Annotated in this window: 20 protein-coding genes and 1 pseudogene; 8 read left to right on the top strand and 13 right to left on the bottom strand. The window is 53.4% G+C overall.

The features are described from left to right. Positions 1–71: 71 nt before the first annotated feature. Together NST69_RS00105 and NST69_RS00100 are read left to right on the top strand one after the other, a co-directional pair. Positions 72–956, top strand: coding sequence for a sugar ABC transporter permease (locus NST69_RS00105; protein ID WP_051477881.1), 885 nt, complete (start codon positions 72–74; stop codon positions 954–956). 41 nt (positions 957–997) lie between these two features. Beyond that, a complete protein-coding gene (locus tag NST69_RS00100) occupies positions 998–1,939 on the top strand; it encodes a carbohydrate ABC transporter permease (RefSeq protein ID WP_339312400.1) in 942 nt (313 codons plus the stop codon). Positions 1,940–2,066: 127 nt separating this feature from the next. Here NST69_RS00100 and NST69_RS00095 read toward each other — a convergent pair whose 3' ends face one another. From NST69_RS00095 to NST69_RS00085, 3 genes are all read right to left on the bottom strand, one after another. Further along, positions 2,067–2,651 (bottom strand): 50S ribosomal protein L25, encoded by a 585-nt coding sequence (locus NST69_RS00095; protein ID WP_339253070.1) that lies wholly within the window; start codon positions 2,649–2,651, stop codon positions 2,067–2,069. An 84-nt stretch (positions 2,652–2,735) separates the two neighbouring features. After that, positions 2,736–3,683 carry a DUF1861 family protein gene (locus NST69_RS00090; protein ID WP_342548179.1) on the bottom strand — a complete coding sequence of 316 codons (948 nt, stop codon included), beginning with the start codon at positions 3,681–3,683 and terminating at the stop codon, positions 2,736–2,738. Then, a complete protein-coding gene (locus tag NST69_RS00085) occupies positions 3,649–3,945 on the bottom strand; it encodes a helix-turn-helix transcriptional regulator (RefSeq protein WP_339253067.1) in 297 nt (98 codons plus the stop codon). The genes NST69_RS00090 and NST69_RS00085 overlap by 35 nt, the downstream gene beginning before the upstream one ends. Before the next feature lie 201 nt (positions 3,946–4,146). Between NST69_RS00085 and NST69_RS00080 the strand changes: the two genes are divergently transcribed. From NST69_RS00080 to NST69_RS00070, 3 genes are read left to right on the top strand one after another with little or no spacing between them, the layout of a single operon-like run. Further along, positions 4,147–5,328, top strand: coding sequence for a glycosyltransferase family 4 protein (locus NST69_RS00080; RefSeq protein ID WP_342548178.1), 1,182 nt, complete (start codon positions 4,147–4,149; stop codon positions 5,326–5,328). Further along, positions 5,328–6,434 carry a glycosyl transferase gene (locus NST69_RS00075; RefSeq protein ID WP_051477883.1) on the top strand — a complete coding sequence of 369 codons (1,107 nt, stop codon included), beginning with the start codon at positions 5,328–5,330 and terminating at the stop codon, positions 6,432–6,434. Before NST69_RS00080 ends, NST69_RS00075 begins: the two co-directional genes overlap by 1 nt. Further along, positions 6,427–7,509 (top strand): mannose-1-phosphate guanylyltransferase, encoded by a 1,083-nt coding sequence (locus NST69_RS00070; RefSeq protein ID WP_340956613.1) that lies wholly within the window; start codon positions 6,427–6,429, stop codon positions 7,507–7,509. The genes NST69_RS00075 and NST69_RS00070 overlap by 8 nt, the downstream gene beginning before the upstream one ends. A gap of 814 nt (positions 7,510–8,323) precedes the next feature. Here the strand turns inward: NST69_RS00070 and NST69_RS00065 are convergent. The 9 genes from NST69_RS00065 to NST69_RS00025 all read right to left on the bottom strand — a co-directional run bounded on the left by NST69_RS00065 (position 8,324) and on the right by NST69_RS00025 (position 16,978). Continuing rightward, positions 8,324–8,560, bottom strand: coding sequence for a hypothetical protein (locus NST69_RS00065; RefSeq protein ID WP_036723590.1), 237 nt, complete (start codon positions 8,558–8,560; stop codon positions 8,324–8,326). Between the two features lie 95 nt (positions 8,561–8,655). After that, positions 8,656–9,432, bottom strand: a complete 777-nt coding sequence (locus tag NST69_RS00060) for an ABC transporter permease (RefSeq protein WP_342548177.1) — start codon at positions 9,430–9,432, stop codon at positions 8,656–8,658. An 18-nt stretch (positions 9,433–9,450) separates the two neighbouring features. After that, entirely contained in the window at positions 9,451–10,239 is a 789-nt protein-coding gene (locus tag NST69_RS00055; RefSeq protein ID WP_339253058.1) for an ABC transporter ATP-binding protein, read from the bottom strand. Between the two features lie 22 nt (positions 10,240–10,261). Further along, positions 10,262–11,290, bottom strand: coding sequence for an ABC transporter substrate-binding protein (locus NST69_RS00050; RefSeq protein ID WP_342548176.1), 1,029 nt, complete (start codon positions 11,288–11,290; stop codon positions 10,262–10,264). Between the two features lie 47 nt (positions 11,291–11,337). Then, complete coding sequence (locus NST69_RS00045) at positions 11,338–12,792, bottom strand: aryl-sulfate sulfotransferase (protein WP_342548175.1); 1,455 nt, start codon at positions 12,790–12,792, stop codon at positions 11,338–11,340. A gap of 41 nt (positions 12,793–12,833) precedes the next feature. Next, a complete protein-coding gene (locus NST69_RS00040) occupies positions 12,834–13,376 on the bottom strand; it encodes a MarR family transcriptional regulator (RefSeq protein ID WP_342548174.1) in 543 nt (180 codons plus the stop codon). Between the two features lie 209 nt (positions 13,377–13,585). Beyond that, positions 13,586–14,707 carry a hypothetical protein gene (locus NST69_RS00035; RefSeq protein ID WP_342548173.1) on the bottom strand — a complete coding sequence of 374 codons (1,122 nt, stop codon included), beginning with the start codon at positions 14,705–14,707 and terminating at the stop codon, positions 13,586–13,588. A gap of 103 nt (positions 14,708–14,810) precedes the next feature. Next, on the bottom strand, positions 14,811–16,289 hold the full coding sequence (locus NST69_RS00030) for a HAMP domain-containing sensor histidine kinase (RefSeq protein WP_342548172.1): 1,479 nt from the start codon (positions 16,287–16,289) through the stop codon (positions 14,811–14,813). Beyond that, positions 16,286–16,978: a response regulator transcription factor gene (locus NST69_RS00025; RefSeq protein WP_036723597.1), complete on the bottom strand. Its 693-nt coding sequence runs from the start codon at positions 16,976–16,978 to the stop codon at positions 16,286–16,288. Before NST69_RS00025 ends, NST69_RS00030 begins: the two co-directional genes overlap by 4 nt. A 238-nt stretch (positions 16,979–17,216) precedes the next feature. Here NST69_RS00025 and NST69_RS00020 point away from each other — a divergent pair, with 238 nt between their 5' ends. From NST69_RS00020 to NST69_RS00010, 3 genes and pseudogenes are all read left to right on the top strand, one after another. Continuing rightward, the gene (locus tag NST69_RS00020; RefSeq protein ID WP_340956619.1) at positions 17,217–17,627 is read left to right on the top strand and encodes a hypothetical protein; all 411 of its coding nucleotides are present in this window, start codon (positions 17,217–17,219) and stop codon (positions 17,625–17,627) included. A gap of 205 nt (positions 17,628–17,832) precedes the next feature. Then, positions 17,833–18,276: an SMI1/KNR4 family protein gene (locus tag NST69_RS00015; RefSeq protein WP_342548171.1), complete on the top strand. Its 444-nt coding sequence runs from the start codon at positions 17,833–17,835 to the stop codon at positions 18,274–18,276. Positions 18,277–18,294: 18 nt separating this feature from the next. Then, positions 18,295–18,411 (top strand): annotated as a pseudogene (locus NST69_RS00010) (flavin reductase family protein); the annotation flags it as partial. Here the strand turns inward: NST69_RS00010 and NST69_RS00005 are convergent. Continuing rightward, positions 18,408–18,932, bottom strand: a complete 525-nt coding sequence (locus tag NST69_RS00005; RefSeq protein ID WP_342548170.1) for a helix-turn-helix domain-containing protein — start codon at positions 18,930–18,932, stop codon at positions 18,408–18,410. The pseudogene NST69_RS00010 and the gene NST69_RS00005 overlap by 4 nt on opposite strands.

Below are 18,932 nucleotides of genomic sequence, written 5' to 3'. Positions count from 1 at the left end.
CCATAAGGCGGCTTCATCCGGAAATCGAAGATTACGCATCCCCCCTTATACCTTGAATTGGAGGTGGACCCATGTCCGGCCGAAGCAATAAGTTCTCTCCCTACCTGTTCATATCTCCAGCCCTCCTGCTCTTTGGCTTTGTTGTACTTGTCCCCGTCCTTATGACCTTCGTATTCAGCTTCTACGATTGGAACGGGATCGGCACTATGAAATTCACCGGCTTCGACAACTACATCCGGGCTTTTCAGGACCGTGTCTACATGAACTCCTACGGACACACGCTTATCTATATTGTCGCCACTGTCTTTGTTGAAGTCATTGCCGGACTCGGGCTCGCAGGCTTGATCACGATGGGCCGCAAGGGAAGCGGACTCTTCCGGCTCGCCTTCTTCGTGCCCGTCATGCTGCCGATGATAGTCGTCTCCTACTTATGGAAATTCGTCTATAATTCCGACTTTGGCCTCATCAATATCCTGCTGGAGAAGATCGGCCTGGAGAGCTGGACCCGTGTCTGGCTGGGCAACCCCGATACCGCGCTTTATGCCATCTGCATCGTATCCGGCTGGGTCTACGCAGGCTTCTATATGACCATCTTTTATTCCGGAATCCAGCGCATCTCTAGAGAAGTCTATGAATCGGCCTATCTGGACGGCGCAGGGGAAGGACAGATCTTCTTCAAAATCAAGGTGCCCATGATCCGTAATCTGGTGGAGACAGGCATCATGCTGTGTGTACTTACCGGCTTCCAGTCCTTCGATCTGTTCTATGTAATGACCAACGGCGGACCGTATAATTCAACCGAAATCGTTACGACCTACCTGGTCAAAGTAGTCTTTACCCATATGAGCATCGGCTACGGCTCCGCACTTGCCGTCATCATGACAATTGTGATCGCAGTGATCGGGCTTGTGGCCGGCAGACTGAATAAGAAAGACTCCAGTGTACTGGAGTATTAGGAAGACACGGCTTCGCAGTCCTCTGAAAGAGGCTTCGGGTGATGACTCAGGTACTTTGCGGGGACCCCGATACATGTACATTATACGAAAGTGAGGTGTACCGCTTGACGACCACAGCCCTGGATCTCAAGAAAGACGCTTACAGCGGCGGGGAAGCGGCCAGCCGCAGAGCGTTCTCGCATATTCTGTATTATCTGTTCATGATCTTCATTTCCTGCTTCTATTTCTACCCGATTCTCTGGCTTATTCTCTCCTCCTTCCGTGAGAACCGGGAGATCTTCTCCGCTCCATTCGCACTGCCGGAACAGATCAATCTCCAGAACTGGTCCAAAGCCTGGACCGTCGGCAATATGAGCACCTACGCCGGCAACAGTGTAATTGTAACCTCGGCCACCGTTGCGGGCATTCTGCTCTTCGCGAGCCTTGCAGCCTTCGCCTTCAGCAAGCTCCGCTTCCGCGGCAGCAGCTTCCTGATGCTGATGTTCGTATTCGGACTTTTTATGCCGCTGCAATCCTTTTTCATTGCCCAGAGCTATATTTTTGAGCAGCTGAATTTGAAGGATTCCTATATGGGCTTAATCCTCCCTTACATTGGAACCGGCCTTCCGCTGGCCATATTCCTGCTCAAGGCATACTTGGATTCTATACCGAAAGAGCTGCTGGAGGCTGCCCGGATAGACGGCTGCGGCAACTGGAGAATGTACAGCAGGATTATCCTTCCGCTGCTTATTCCGAACATGGCCACCGTCGGGATCTTCTCAGCGCTGAATGCATGGAATGAGCTGCTGCTGGCCATGCTGTACATCCAGAATGATGCACTGAAGACGATACCGGTTGGTCTGCTGGCCTTCTCCAGCCGGTATATGACCGACTATAAGCTGTTGTTCTCAGCACTCGCGATTATTACGCTCCCAATGATTGTCGTATACCTCTTCTTCCACCGCTACATCGTCGCCGGCCTGACAGAAGGGGCGCTGAAATAACCTCCCCCTGACTTCCTTCCTGTCCCCCACAACAACAAAAAGCCCCTTCGGGCAGACGTAGCGGAATCATGATATATCATGAGCTTCCAAGACGTTCTGCCCGAAAGGGCTATGCGTCATACTGTATTTAAGCCGGAGTAACTACTACCGGTTCTTCAACTTCTTCATGTACAGTCTTGATCTGAATCATGACCGTACTTGGATCGGTCAGCACTTCAATGCCATCCTGGAAAATGAGATCCGACACCAGCAATTGGTCGCCGATGGCAAGGCCGCTGATATCCACTTCCATGGAAGTAGGCAGATCGCCCGGCATACAGCGGACTTCTACTTCATAGATTTCCACCTGCAGTACGCCGCCTTCTTTGACGCCAACAGCTTCGCCTGCAAAATGAATGGTCACCTTGCTGTCCATGCTGATGCTCATGTTCACATGCTGGAAATCAATATGCAGCACTTTACCGGACATGGATTGCTTCTGGATGTTCTGAACCACTACCGGAACGGTTGTACCGTCGGTCAATTTCCCTTGCAGGATCGCCCGCGGATTCGTTCTCAGCACTTCCAGCAGTTCCTTCTCGTTCACTTCAAGACTAAGAGTATCTTTACCAATTCCGTACAGTACAGCCGGGATGCGGCCCTGCTTTCTTGCCACATTCAGGTTGGACTTCGTGTCAGACGTACGATTGCTTAGTTGAATAAATTTACTCATTGCTTGGTTCCCGCTCTCTTCGACCATAAATTCTTGTCACCTCAAGTGTAACATGACCATAGAATCTAGTCAAACCTGCGGCAATCAGACTTCATATTCGGCAAAAGGATCAGGGATCTCGATTCTATAGGCTTCCGCATCGCTGACGCCTACAGACAATACCGCCCGGCCGTCCGCTCCGCGTACCAGTCCGCCGCTGAAGATGACATCCTGCAGATCAGGACGTTTGCCCGGACCGATCGGGAAATCGCTTCTGGCTGCGATGATTTTAACCGGGGTAGTCTCCAAAGTGTCCGGATTAAGCGAGAAGACCATAGAGTAGTAATGCTTCTTCCCCAGACGGTCGAAGCAGGCAATATGCCCCAGCACACCTATATGGCCATTGCGCAGCAGATGGGCTTCATTGGCTCCGCCCCACTCTTCCGGCACGAACTGATGCTGCAGAATCTCCGCCTCCAGTAAGGTCTGTTCATGCAGCTCCTCCAGTGAATCAATAATGGTGAAGCCAATTTGTCCTCTGCCGCCCCGCTCTCCCTGCGGTCTGGTCAGTACACCGATTCTGCCATCCTGAAGCTCAATCAGCCGGATATCCTTCATCAGCTCCGGACCGGAGGAGAAGTGATGAAGCGAGTCGATCCGGTATCCCCGGTAAAACTGGGTAACCCAGGAGACTATCTTGGGCGGATTATCCCCAGCCGTAATCACCTCAACTCCGCCGACAATCAATTCTCCCTTGACGCGGGTTACGCAGGGGTCCTGCAGATTATAGGTATGGGTATGCGCACGGGGAACCCATACCCCATCTGCGCCAGATGTAAAAAAGAAGACTTGAGAGAACTCGCTATCCCGTTCCTCAACTCTTCCCAAGATCACTTCCTCCCCGTCATGCAGGAACGGGGCTGTTATATTGTAGACATCGCGTCCGCCCACGCCGGAGAAGACCAGCTTCTCCACGTGCACGGTACGGAGATTGGCATAAAAGGTATCCAGCAGTTCATTACAGGTTGCTGTCTTCGCCGGGCTCCTTGTCATTGCCTTCCTCCTCATATTCATTTGCCTTATCTATTGCCCAATCGTTCTCATCCGGTTCCATCCGGATCAATTCCCCAGGCTGAATATTGAAATACGTACACAGCTTCAGCAGCAGATCCCGGGGATACTGCACCATCTCGTCTTTGTACATCCGCCGGACGGAATCGAAATGGTAATTAATGTCCTTCGCTAGCTTGCGAATCGATAATTTCGGGTCATGCTTATCCATAACCTCACTCAATTTACTGCGTATGACTGGCATCCATACACCTCCTACATCACTATATCCGGTGATTTCAAGGGAGTCAATAAATTGACAAGATTAAATGGTCATGTTATAGTTTGGGCAGGAAATGATTTGCAGAAACAAAACTTTATACCACTCATCCCCGGAAAATAAAGTCCTCTTTATTTTCTTTTTTTGTCCCCAAAAGTTCGATAATCAATAGGGAGGCTTTCTATTATGAACCACAGCAACCGCAATAAAAACATTGTTTTCCTGTCCACCAGCCTGCCTAGAGAATGCGGAATTGCTACCTTCACCCAGGATCTGCTGGATGAATTCACGAAGCTTCAGGGCTTCAACAAACCGCGCATCATCGCCATGAATAACAACGGGAACTACCGTTACACGGATCAGGTCATGCGGGAAATCAACCAACATCAGCTATCTGATTATATAGAATCAGCCAGGGACATCAACCAGTCAGATACCGATCTGCTAGTCATTCAGCATGAATTCGGCATCTACGGCGGAGAGAGCGGCGAATATCTGCTGCAGTTCACAGAAGAGCTTCAGATCCCTTACGTGGTTATCTTCCATACTGTCTTAACCAAGCCTACCCCCAAGCAGCATGAGATTATCACCCGGCTCGCCGAAGGAAGCGTCAAGGTGGTGACCATGGCCCAATCCACAGTAGAGGATCTAATCTCTGTCTATCATATTAACGCCGTCAAAATAGCATTCATTCATCACGGCGTTCCTTTTGTCCAGACCTCCACACGTGCAGAGCTGAAGCTCCAGTACAAGTTCGGCGAACGCAAAATCCTCTCGACCTTCGGCTTCCTGAGTCCCGGCAAGGGCATTGAATATGCAATTGAGGCTATGAGCGGCGTAGTGAAGCAGCATCCTGACGCGCTCTATATCATCTGGGGCAAGACGCATCCGGTCGTTAAGCAGGAGACCGGTGAAGTCTACCGGCAAAAGCTGACCGATCTGGTGCATGAATTAGACCTGGTCAATAATGTGCTGTTCGTCGACAAGCTGCTGACCCAGGAAGAGGTCATTGAGTCCCTGGTGATGTCGGATATATATATGACTCCTTATCTGGGCAAGGAACAAGCCGTCAGCGGAACGCTCGCTTATGGAGTCGGCTATGGCAGAGTGATTATCTCCACCCCTTACCGCTATGCCGAAGAAATGCTGGCGGGAGGCAGAGGACTGCTGGCAGAATTCCGCGATTCGGCTTCCCTGGAGGCCTGTATTCTGGAGCTGCTGGACAGTCCGGCCAAAGTCCGGGATATGGAACAGCGTACACAGGAACTCGGCAGTACAATGATGTGGAGTGAGGTTGCGAAGACCTATGCCGCCATCTTCCAGGACATTATAGGCCTTGCCACACCGGCTGACCGGAGTGTGATCTGATGCAGGCGCCAGCAGTGTTACAGTTCAAGCCGGACTATATGCGCCGGATTACCGATGATACAGGGATTTTTCAGCATACGAAATTCGGGGTTCCCGACCGTGCCAAAGGCTACACTACCGATGATAATGCGCGGGCTCTAATTGCAGCCGTTCTGATGTACAAAAAAAATCAGGACAACGCCTCCCTCGACCTGATCCATACGTACCTCTCTTTCGTCCACCATGCACAGACTGAAGAAGGCAACTTCCGGAACTTCATGGACTATAACCGTTCCTTCCTGGAAGAACGGGGCTCTGAGGATTGCCAGGGGCGTACCCTCTGGGCGTTGGGCTTCGTACTCTCCTATTCCTCCATATTGCCTGATAATCTGCTGAATACCTGCCGTTATTTAATCAACCAGGCGCTGCCGCATATCGCAGGCCTGCGGTCACCCCGGGCTCTGGCCTATGCCGTGATCGGACTCAGCTATTTACCCGGGACTCCAGGAGCACTTACCTACTCCTTCCCTTATCCGCATATACCAAGTACAGAAGAAGAACGCGCCTTCCTGCCTGAAGCCTTCATCACAGAACTTATTGAATCTGTTGCCGTCCGGCTGAATGACCAATACAATCTCACCAAGGGCGAAGGCTGGAACTGGTATGAAGACAGTCTTACGTATGGTAACTCGATGCTGCCCTGGGCGCTGCTTAAGGCTTACAAGATTTCCGGCAATCCGGCGCTGAGAATCACGGCTAAGGAAAGCCTCGATTTCCTGATCTCCCGGACCTTCGCGCCGGAAGGCTATTACAAGCCCATTGGCAGCCACGGCTGGCTGCTGCGCGGCGGCAGCCCTGCGTTATATGATGAACAGCCCATCGAAGCCTGCGAAATGCTGCTGGCCTGCGAGGAAGCGGCCGTTGTGCTGAAGGACCCGGCTTATCTGCAGCGGGCTGACCTGTGCTACGCCTGGTATACAGGGAATAATTCCTTGCAGATCTCCCTGATTGACCCCCAGTCCGGGGCTTGCTACGACGGCATTCACAGCTCAGGGCTGAACCTCAATCAGGGATCGGAGAGCATTATCTCCTTCTCGATTGCCCATCTGGTGACTCATCATGGATAAATACGCAACCATACTTGCAGGCGGTGGCGGCACCCGCTTCTGGCCGCTGTCCAGACAGGAAATCCCCAAGCAGCTGCTGAACATCAGCGGCAACGATATTATGCTGAACGATACGATCGAACGCTTCAAGGGCATCATCCCGCAGGAGAATACCGTTATTGTAACGAACCGCACCCAGGCGGTCCTGCTGGAGAGCATTATGCACAGTAGTGTTCAGAAAAGCAATATTCTGATCGAGCCTGTGGCCCGGAATACTTCAGCAAGCATCCTGTTCGCCGCCTTCTCCATCCAGCAGATGAGTGAAGGGGATTCCCTAATGGTTGTCCTGCCTTCCGATCACTACATTACCGATGAGCCGCAGTTCCGGCTTACGCTGGACGAAGCCTGCACCGTCGCGATGGAGAGTGACGCCATTGTCACGATCGGGATTAAGCCGACCTTCCCCTCCACCGGCTACGGCTACATCGCTTATGACCAGGAGCCGATCGCAGTCAAGCCGGTTGCCGTATACGATGTAGCTGAATTCGTGGAGAAGCCGGATTTCAAGAAGGCACAGGGGTATCTGGCCTCAGGCAATTATCTCTGGAATAGCGGGATCTTCATTTGGAAAACTTCGGTCATTATCGATAACTTCAAACGTTATCTGCCGCGGCTATATAATACGATGCTGCCGATCAGTGAAGCGCTCGGTACAGACCAGGAGCAGGAGACGATTAACCGGATCTATCCGCTGCTGCAGAATATCTCCATTGACTATGGCATACTTGAACGCTCTGATGAGGTAGTGGTGCTGTCCGGCCAGTTCGGCTGGAATGATATCGGCAGCTGGGATGCACTCGGCGCCATCTTCCCGCCTGATGATGAAGGCAACATTATCAAGGCCAATCATGTCGGCATCGACACCCGCAATTCCATTATCTACGGCAACGGGCGTCTGATCACCACCATCGGCGTGGACGGCTTCATTATCGCCGACACCGGGGACGCGGTCATGATCTGTCCCAAGGATAAGGCGCAGTCGGTTAAAGATATCGTTGATCTGCTCAAGGACAAGGGCATGCTGGAATATGTATAGGGGATGCCACCCGCAGAATGAAGACTTCTTACTATGATGGAGAGCTTCCTAGTAGATCGTCAGATTTAAAAAGGTGGAACAGATGCAATTCCCCTTCAAAATATCATCTTTTCCAAGCGGGGGTTGTTCTTCAGGGACGTTTGGCTTAGCGTAACGGACTGAGGCGCTCTTATTAAGTAAGAAAGTCGTCACTTGGGCGGGTAACGGACCCCATGGAGCTTATCCCCTGCAATTCAGCTCCGAAACGTCTCGTAGAGAGGCGATAAGGTCGCCTGAGTCCGTTACGCTGCAAAAGGTGGCGTTCTCGTGGGGATAAGGCCTCTCCGGTCCGTTAGATTTTGGGATGGAGTTTCGCAAGCTTATCCACCCTATTAAATCTGATGCTGCGATTGTGTTCCGTTTTTCGTATACATCTGGGCGGATTACCTTGGCGCCAGCACAATGTGTTCTCTTTTTCGCATACATCTGGTCCAATGACTTCACTCTTTAAGTTCTTCATACCTTATCGCTCCTACTCACCCTTTTAAATCTGACACTGTACTAGTAGCACGGTAGGCACAAATGTTGTACGTTATACAATTTTGATTCCTCTATAGCTGTGTTTTTGTTGAATTGTTGTAGAAATTGCAGGATTCGCCCTGCTAAACCGGATGAACAAGTGAAAATACTGCCTTCTTTACAACAATCTTGGATTTGGGCCAATGTAATGAGGAGAATGTTGTATTAAGGGCAGGAATATAACAAAAGGGAGCATTGCTATTACAGCAATGCTCCCTTTGTTATGTTCTTATGGTTATCCTCTACTCGTTCAGCCTCAGGTCCAGGCCCAGAGGAATCCGTCGCGGTCCCAGGCAATCCGGCCGCCATGCAGCTTGCGGAAGGCCTTCTTCACTTCCTTGGATAACGAGGCATTGCCATTCTCATTCACGAATACAAATTCCTCACCGAAATTCGCCTTCACATATTCAATCGCAGCGGTCTGGTATAAAGTTCCTGTGAACTTAATCTCCTTCACCATCCACTCCGCTACTTCCTGTGCGGTTACTTCCATTGGGGGTACTGCTCCTTCCTGTTCATCCTGCTTGCTTGCAGCTTCCCCCATTATACCACGAATCCCGTTGCTACTAACCGATCCGAGCCATTCCTTTATCTTCTGTGCGCAGCCACGCTGACCACACCGTAGCGGTAGAGCACCTTCCGGCCGAACCAGCCGAAGACCCGGTCTGTGAAGAAGCCCATGAAGCCGAGGCTAATCAGCCCCACGAAGATCCAGTCCGTACGGAAGAACAACCGCGAGTTCCAGATCAGATACCCTACCCCTTCGTTCGAGGCAATCATCTCGGCGCCGATAATCGCCATATAGGAGGTGCCCATCGCCAGCCGCACACCGGTGAAAATATAAGGAATGGTCGAAGGCACAATGACATGCAGCAGAATCTGCCACTCACTGGCCCCCATGCTGCGTGCGGAGCGGATCTTATCCTCCTCCACCGACATGACTCCGGTCAGGGTATTCAGCACCACAATGAAGAAGGTGGCGTACATAATCAGCGCGATCTTCGACTGCTCCCCGATGCCGAACCAGACCAGGAAGAGTGTAATGAAGGCAATCGGCGGAATGAAGCGGATGAAATTCAGGAACGGCTCGGCAAACAGGCGTATAGCATTCACTTTGCCGGTGATCAGTCCTGCCGGAATAGCCAGCAGACTGCCGAGCACCCAGCCAATCAGCACGCGGTACAAGCTGACCCCGATATATTGCACCAGCGTCCCGTCCTCCACCAGCTCCCACCCGCCGCGGGCCGTGGCCCACGGCCCGGGAATGACATCGGGACCATACACCCAGGCGCCAAGCTGCCAGAGGAAGAGTACGGCAAGCCACAGCAGGGATACGGATACCCATTTCTTTTCCACCCATCTCATCAGGTGTCACCTCCCGTCCTATTCTTCAAAATGGCTCTGAATCCGGCTGTACAGCGCGTAGAATTCAGGTGAAGCCACATCCCGCGGGAAGGGCAGCGTATTGTCGTAGATGTCTGTGATATTGGAGGAGGGCCCTACCGACATAATGCCGATGCGCTCCCCCAGCAGCAGCGCTTCCTGAATATCATGGGTCACGAAGATCACCGTCTTATGCGTCTCCTGCCAGATCTGCACCAGTTCCTTCTGCATCGTCCGCCGGGTCATGGCATCCAGCGCGCCGAACGGCTCATCCATCAGCAGAATCGCCGGATCATTCGCCAGCACCCGGGCCAGCTGTACCCGCTGCTTCATCCCCCCCGACAGCGCCTTCGGGAATTTGTCCTCATGACCGTCCAGCCCGACAAGCTTGATATACCGGCTAGATAAGCTCTGGCGCTCTGCCTTGGCCACCTTCTTCATCCGCAGTCCGAACTCTACATTCTCCCGCACCGTCAGCCAGGGGAACAGGGACGAATCTGCCTGCTGGAATACCACCGCCCGGTCCCGGCCCGGCTTATCCACCTCAATGTTGTCTACACGCAAATGTCCGCCCGATTTGGAGACGAACCCCGCGATCATATTCAGCAGCGTGGATTTGCCGCAGCCGCTTGGGCCAAGCAGCACGAAGAATTCTCCGCCCTTGATCACCAGATCTACATCCTTAATAATGTAGTGGACATCTCCGGCTGCCGGTTCACTGTAGCTCTTACGCAGCTGCTCAATATGAATAGCATGCTGCCTTGCCGCTGGTTTAGCAGATAAAGACATGGGGCACCTCCTGTGGTTTTATTTATTTCGGATAGGTCACTTTATCCGGCAGCGCCTGCTTCAGCGGCTCCAGCTTAAGCTTGCTGCCAAGGTCAAAGTCCTGCGTGATAATCCCTGTATCCACCATATATTTCTTCTGTCCGGCGAGGCTGTCATACGCAGCCTGGGTGAAGCCCACCTTCCACGGATTCGCCGGCAGGTCCTTCAGCGTTGCTTCCTTCGGCTGCTTCACTTCCTTGAACATCAGCTCCGCCACTTCCTCCGGATGCTCCTGCACATACGCCGAAGCTTCATCCACCGCTGCCAGGAAAGCCCCAATGCCTTCAGCATGCTCCTCTACAAAAGCATTCTCGGCTACGATTCCCATCCCCAGCCGCACCGGCGTCTTCGACATATCGGTCATCTCATGCACGCCCTCAAGTGCAGCCAGCTTATCGGTCAGCGCTGAACCGCTGAACCAGGCGGCATCGACATCCCCCTGCTTCAGGGCAATGAAGGCTTCGTCGAAGGCCCCCTGTCCTGTAAGCTTCACATCGCTGAGCGCGATGCCCTGCTCCTTCAGGTATTCATCCCACAGATACGGCAGGAAGGTGCCGCGCAGGAAGCTCAGATTCTTGCCCTTCAAATCAGCGGCAGACTGAATGTCGTCTCTAGCGTACAGCTTCCATACTGCCGCTGCCTGATCCGTGGCCTGACCGGCGGAAGCGATGATCGAATAGTCGCCCTTGGCAACGGCGTTCAGCACCGGAAAATCCGCGCCGAAGGCCACATCCACCTGCTTGATGAACAGCGCATTCACTCCCTCCGCCGGCGTCCCGAAGTTGATGATCTCCGCATCGATGCCGTGGCTTTTGAAAATGCCTTGCTTAAGGGCTACCCGGAAGGTCGGATTCGTGTTGATATCAGCAATCCTGATCTTCAGGGTCTCCGGTGTTCCGCTGCCCTCTCCCGCAGAGGCTGCCGCATCTCCCTTGGAGCTGCAGCCGGAGAGTACCAGTACCAGAAATAAGGATAAGAGCAGAAGGCTTAAGCTGTACCTTGATTTTGTCACAAGAACGCACCTCTTCGTCTATGAATTTCTGAAGCCTGCCTGAGTCTCTACTTGGCCCGCCGGACGCTGCCTTCATCCGTAGTGGCTACACAGGCAGCTCCCTCTGTAAAAGGCAGCGTCGTCGCTACCTGCACGACCGAATCTGATCCCTTCGGCGCGGCTCCCGGCACCCGGAAGCTGGACACATCGAGCGGCTCAATCGCAAGCTCCTGCGGCTTCGTAAGCTGCGGCACCCAGGCATAGGGTACCCGGTAAGAACGGTAGACCATATTCGTATTGCGGCGGTCGGTGTATGGGGAAATATACTCCCAGACCAGCTCATGCGCTGCCGTGACCTCGAACAGCCGTCCATTGGAGCCTTCGGTAATCAGCGTGTTGCCGTTTGCAAGCCGCTGCGCCGAGCTGATATACGGGCTGTAGAACTTATAGGAATCCGTCGGAATGGAGAATCCGGCCTCCGCCGAAGTATACTGCCACTCGATCGCAAGCGTCACCGGGTTAATCTCCAGCACACGCGAGTGATCGCGTAGCGCATTCTTCTGCCCGAAGGGCGATGCCGGATTCGGCAGACCGTAGCCGCCCCAACCGCCGTTATCGAATACAAGCAGATTGCCTTCCCCCGGCAGCCCCTTCGGAATGATGTGGGCGTGATGCTGGCCGATAATCCAGCCGATATGCTTCACTTCGGGCAGGGAATAATCCGGGCCCAAGCGCCAGACAATGGCCCCGCTGCGCTTATCCGTGATCGCGATGATATTCGCCTCACGGGCATCCCAGATAATATTGTCCGGGTGGAAGCGCTCGTCTCCCTGATCATAAAACCGGTTCGGCCCCACATAGGACGCAGAGTTAATGTGCAGCCAGTCGCCTACGCCGCCGCCCAGATCGCCGAAGGAGCGGGTGTTGGGGTCGCGGAACAGGACATTGCGCGCCGCCTGGTCGAATCCCAGCTCCGCGAAATGATCGCTGGCCGCCCACTCCCAGAGGACATTACCTTCCCAGTCCACTTCAATAATCGTGTCATCCAGCAGCTCTTTGTCGGAAATCTCGGAGTTATGCAGATTTTTATGCGCCAAGATGAGCGTTGTCCCGCTGTTAACCGAAGGTTCAAGCCCAGGAGCATAGTATCCGGCAGGATTGCCTTCCCGCTGGTAATCATGGTGCTGGCGGGCATACCAGAGCGGCTCGGCCCCAGGGTCCTCGATCAGCTCATAGCTGTTGTATCTCCAGACCACATTGCCTTCCCAATCCACCTGCACCAGATCGACATTATCCTGAATGCCGAATTTGGGATCTCTTCTGCCGGTGCTGCCCAGGACATAGCCACCGGGAAGGATTTTGGCCGGAAAACCGATTAGCCCTTGCCATAGATGCACCTCCTTGCCGTTCATATCGATCAGCACTACGCCTTCGTCGCCTGCCTGGAACACCGTATAGCCGCTCCATGCCTTGTTTGGGTTATATACGGTTGCCCCTGTTGGATATATTGTGGAATGTCCCATGTTCATCTCTCCCTATCGTTATGGTAGTATACCCTTCATTCTCAGTAGCTGAGATAATTGCTCTTCGGTCCTGTGTGCGGCTTCTGTTCAGGCTCTGCGGGAACGGCAGCGGCAGCGTTCTCCTGTGCCAGCTTCAGCAGCGTATCCGCGAATCCTTCCAGATTGCCGATGATCCGCTCATAGAAACGGCTCTGCTGCTCCAGCTCCTCCTCCGTGAACCCCTCGAACAGAAGCGTAATACACTTAGCACCGATGTTGCCGTTGCGCTCCACCATCTCCCGGCCGCGGGCGGTAATATCCAGCAATACGGTCCGGCGGTCAACCTCCTTGCGCCTGCGCACCGTATATCCGCCGGCCTCCAGCTTGTCACTCAGCGCTGTGATGGCGCCTGAGGTGAAGTCCAGCTCCTCCGCCAGATCGCTGAGCCGCTGCTCCCCGTCGCGGATGATTTTGTGCAGAATCAGCATTCCCGGCAAGGCCACCCCTTCCACGCTTACCCGGTCGCGCTCCTTGACGAACCTGCGTACCAGCTTACGGAACAGATGATCCGCCTGCTCCAGTTGCTCCCACTGTCTATCCTCCATGCCCTCTCTCTCCTCCACGGGACGCAAATAGGCCCCCGGTCCATTCCCTGTTCGGGAACTGTAACGGGAGCCTTTGGTGGTCCAATCAGCTCAAATCTCAGGTATGATGTTCACAGCGATTATTTCACTGTTCATTTAATTAGCGGTGAACGATTGCTGTTATCATATACCCCCTTAAACCAACCTGTCAAGTAAGAATTATAAAATTGTTACGACAGGCTGACCACGTAGGTCAGAAACTGATAGATATTATCCTTCAGCACCGTAGCTGTCGCCAGCAGCTTCTTACCGGACGGACTCCAGTGGAGAGGGTCAGCCAGATGAAAATCATTCAGCACAGGTGTCTGCTCTCCGGTCTCCACCTCGGTAATGAACAGGTCCTGCTGGTCATCCGTTGAACCGGCCGCCGTCACTGCATAAGCCAGCAGCTTGCCGTCCGGCGACCAGCTGGTGCCGAAGATCTGCTGCCCTGAAGCTAGCTTAGACTGCTCATTGCCTTCGCTGTCACAGAGCTTCAGAGTCATCTCTCCGGGTCCGATACGCTCGACAATCGCCATCTGACTTCCGTCCGGAGAAGGAACCGCCCAGATCACATTCTTTCGCAGCACCTTGGTCTGCTTCGTCGCTATGTCATAGGCGCTAAGCTGGCTGTCTTCACCTGTAACATAGAGAATCCGGCTGCCGGTCTGAACCACCTCATGCACATACGGGATGCCCGTCTTCACGATCGTCTCCTGCTTGCCGGTTAGATCTGCACTTAGAATATTGCCTTCCATATCAGGAAAAATCACATGTGCGTCATCCGCCCACTTTCCTTCCTCCACCCGAAACTCTGCATCGCTTACCTTCACCGGTGCACCCCCGGACAGATCCATAATATAGCCGAACCCTGTGACGTCATACAGCTCCTTGAAGAAGACATGCGTCTTGTCCGGAGACAACTGCGGCGCGCCGTAATTCAGCTCTCCAACCTGCAGCGGGGCTTCCTCACCTGTGGACAGGGTATGCAGATAGAGATTCAGCGGATACCGTTCCTGTCCTTCAATAATCTGCGAGGGAAGACTGCGGTTCTCCTTGGTCACTACCATTACATCCTCACCGGCAAAATCCGTCCCCCGCACCCCCTCCACCTTCTGTATGCCCGCAAGCTTCAGCTTTGTATAGACCGGTTCGCTGATATTATCGAGGACTGTAATTTTGCGGCCTGCCTTCTCTACAACCTCACGTGTATCTGTGCTCTCAGTACTACAGGCAGTAACCGTTAGCAGAACAGCTCCGCAGAGCAGAATGCTCCAGATCTTGCCCCTGGCTCTATGGCTCTTATGATTCATTCAGGCTTCCCTCCAGCTCATCGCTCATGTTGCCACTTCAGCATAGCGGACGCTTATTTCCAAACCGCATCGCAAATATCTCCAACTTGTAAACTTTATCCCTTCAGGTCATCAGCGGAAAAGACAGCTCAAACGCCGCCCCTTCGCCTGAGCCTTCCAGCAAGGCAATGGTTCCGCCCTGCTTCTCCACCAGATTACGGACCAGCGAGAGTCCAAGCCCTGTGCCGCCCGAGGCTCTGGAACGGTCACGATTGACCGTATAGAACGCTTCGAAGATCTTCTCCCTCGACGCCTCCGGAATGCCGATGCCGGAATCCTGCACAGTAATCCATACCCGCTGCTCCCTGACCTCGCTGTGCAGATGAATACTCCCCTGCGGGACATTATATTTGATCGCATTGTCCAGCAGATTGATGAAGATATGCATGAAGCTTTCTCTATCGATCCAGATATGCGCGGGCTGGGCGTCAAGCGTGACTGTGAGGCCGTAGCGCTCCGCCTTGCCTTTCATCCGTCCGCAGATATCGCGCAGCGTACTCTCAACCTCCAGCAGCTCTGCCTGGGATTCAAAATCATACTTCTCCAGCGCCGTTAATTGCAGCACCTTCTCCACCATCTCGTACAGCCGCTCTGTTTCCTTGGCGATACTCAGCTTGGCATCATGCAGCAGCTTGGGGTCATCGTCATACATATTCAGCAGATCAACATACGCCTTAATCGAGGTCAGCGGCGTCTTGAATTCATGGCTGATGTTCCCGATGTACTGCTTCTGCTGCTGCTCCAGCGCCTGAAGCTTCTCCACCGCCAGCTCCAGCTTACGCCGTTCTTCATCCTTGGCGGCAATGCTGCGCTCGATCTCCCGGCTCATGAAGTAGATGCCCTCGGCCAGCTCCCCCAGCTCATCCTTACGCCGCACCGGCGGAGCCGTGATATAGTTGGCACCGCGGATATCCTCCGCCGCCTTCTTCAGCCGCCCGATGGAGGCAGCCGCACGGTTGAAATACAGATACCCGAGGATGAAGCTGAACACCAGAACCACGCCGCCTGTCGTCAGGAACAGATTCAGCAGTGTCTGCTGGAAGCTGCGGGCTCCCTCCAGGGAGTATTGCAGTTGCACCACGCCCATCTGGCCCTCCGGCCCCTGCAGCGGGGCCAGGTAGAACAGCTTGTCGCCTTCACTCTGGTAGGCGACCTTGTTATTCAGCGCGTATTCCAGCACTGTGCTGAGATCCGGCTTGCCCGGACCCGGCCCAGGCTCAGGCCCGCCTTGCGCCGAGGTGCCCGCCTGCTGGCCCTGGCTGTCGTACAGGGTCACCTCCAGGCCGGTGAATCCGGCCAGCTCGGCAGCCAGCGCCTTGCCGCGCTGCTGCATGAAGACCTGCGGCGTAAGGCGCGCACCGGTATAGTACGTCTGCTTCACGCGCAGATTGACCGTGTTGACGTGCTGGGCCAGATTGTGCTCCGTCTGGCCCTGCTCATTGCGCTCCACGCCGCGCAGGACGAAGTAGCTCAGCACGCCGACGGCCAGAATCAGCAGCGCCGCCAGGAACAGGCTGAACTTCAGCTTGATGCTGATTCTCATGAGTAGCTCCCCGCAGGCACTGCCTTATAGCCTACACCGTAGACGGTTTGCAGGATATTCTGGTAGGGCTCGCCCAGCTTTTTGCGCAGCCGCTGGATATGAATATCCACGGTGCGCGTTCCCCCGGCATAGTCCATGTCCCAGACCTGCTCCAGCAGCTCCTCGCGCATATACACCCGCTGCGGGTGCGAGAGCAGCAGATGCAGCAGATCGAATTCCTTCGGGGTCAGCTCCAGCGGCTCCCCGCCAAGCTCGGCGCTGCGCCGGTCCGGGTGAACCTGCAAGAGGCCGTATTCGATCAGCTCACTGCGAACCTCAGCCGTATTCTTCTCCAGCCGGCGCAGAAGCGCCTTCACCCGGGCCAGCAGCTCGCGGATCTCGAAGGGCTTGGTCATATAATCGTCTGCACCCAGCTCCAGACCGACAATTTTATCCACAATATCATTCTTGACAGTCAGCAGGATGATTCCAATATCATCCCGATCCTCCAGCTTGCGGCAGACATCATAACCGCTCAGCTTCGGCATCATTACATCCAGCACCAGCACATTCGGACGAAAGGTATTCGCCTTGCTCAGCGCTTCCTCCCCGTCACCGGCAGTATCGACCTCATAGCCTTCACGCCGCAGCGCGTAGGCAATCGCACTTACAATGGCCGGTTCGTCATCGACGACCAGTATTTTTTTCATAGACGGTTCATCCTTCCGCTCACGCTTGTTCTGATCTGTTACTGCCCTTCAAGAATAACGCAGATGAAGAAGCCGGAGCAAGGAACCGGCAGAGCCAAGCAAAGTTTAGGTTATCTTTAAGAAGACTTAAGCTTCATTTCAGTATTATTGGGTAAACTGTACTTAGCTGAAGTTCACTAGCCGCCGTAAATGATGAACCTTGACCGATATAACCAACCACGAAAAGAGGATTATACACATGAATATAAAACATATGAATATTAAGCGTGTAATGATTGTAGGAACAATGATCGTAGCTATGTCGTTCGGAGGAACGGCCTGGGGTAAGCCGGCTTTACATACCCTTCCTGTCGCCAAATGGTCCACCTCTGATGTGGCCGATACCGATGAGCTGCTGGATGCCCTGAACCTGAACCCGACCTCTGACGAAGAGCTATACGACGCCTTATATGAAGGCAAGTCCCTGCGTAACATCGCAGAAGAGAATGGCGGCAACGTGACCCAGGTCATCAACCTGCAAGTCAAGCAGCTGACCCAGCAGCTCGAAGCCAGACTCGCCAGCGGCAGCATCACCCCGCAGCAGTTCAACGCACAGAAGGCCGAGCTCAGAGAGATTGTCGCGCAGAGTGTCGAAACTTCGTTTGGCTGAGTGAATGGGCGCAGCGATAACTAAATAGGGTTGAAAGTATTTAAAAAGCTGTCCCTTTCGCAGAATTACTGCGTATGGGACAGCTTTTTTATATCCGGCTCATATGCCTTCGCAGCAACACATTTAGATCATTCAAAGAGCACTATTGACCTAAGTCCCGCTCTTGTTATGATTAATAGATACTCTTAGAAATGGAGGAAGAACAATGAATGATGCGCTAATGGAACGTTTACAGCTTTTTTTAACCAAAGAAGGGAATCAGAGTCTGCTCGGTACACCGGCAACAGAGGAACAAATCGCTGAGGCAGAGAAGCAACTGGGTCTGTCACTGGATCAGGATTATGTTCAATTCATCCGAAGCTTTGGCGGCGCCTATGCCGGACTATCCGTACACGCCTTCAGCAACGGTTCCTCCATCGGACGGGAAAGTGTGATCGAGTTAACGTTGTCCTTCCGCGAGGATTACAAGGATACCCCTATGAGCGGGCTGCTTGCACGAAGTGCAGTCTTTTCCATGGACGGCTCGGGCAACCCAATCCTGCTTGACCCCAAGGGCCGCGTGCTGCTCATCGACCATGATAACGGGGATTACGAGGTGATCGCAGAATCGTTTGCTGCGCTGATTGAAGAGAATTTTATGGAGTGGTAGCTTCATTCCTTGCACCTGATTAATATGGATGACAATCATATCGATCCTCTGAAATGGAGTCCGCTCATCTACAATTTCCGCCATTATTTTGGTCTGGGTCATCAGCTTGGCAAAACCTACCGGATAGAAACCTAACCCTTACGGTTGGTGTCCCATGCTCCCATAGAGCAGAACTCGACATTAAGGCTGGATATGCCTGTAATATCTTCGAGAATCGGTACAATCAAATTGGAATAACGGTGATATAACCATTCTGAAGCAAAACGGCTCGGACTGTAAACGCAGTAAGTCTCCCCCAGCTGTTTCCCCTTCGTGCCCTTGAACCAGGTGTTGAAGCTGGGTGGTGAGATGCGGCCTTGGATATGATTCAAGGCTTGCGTCCAGACCTCATCCGGCAGCTCGATGGGAGGGCTTATATTTTTCTCAGAAGCTGAATCGCCGCTAACACTATCCCCTAACAGAAGCTCTTCCACCGACTTCCCGAAGACCTGTCCAAGCTTCAGCAACACCCCGATATCAGGCAGGCAGTCACCCTGCTCCCACTTGGAAACCGCCTGATGGCTTACGCCCACTAATCTGGACAGTTCTGTTTGGGTCAGGGAAAGCCCCTTCCTTAAGTTCAATATATTCTGCCCGGCTTTGTTATTATCTATCAA

The sequence above is a fragment of the Paenibacillus sp. FSL P2-0089 genome (assembly GCF_038595095.1).
Lineage (GTDB): Bacteria > Bacillota > Bacilli > Paenibacillales > Paenibacillaceae > Paenibacillus_AQ > Paenibacillus_AQ silagei.
The sequence above is the reverse complement of the archived record's forward strand: the minus strand, read 5'-3'. Positions and strand labels throughout refer to the sequence as shown.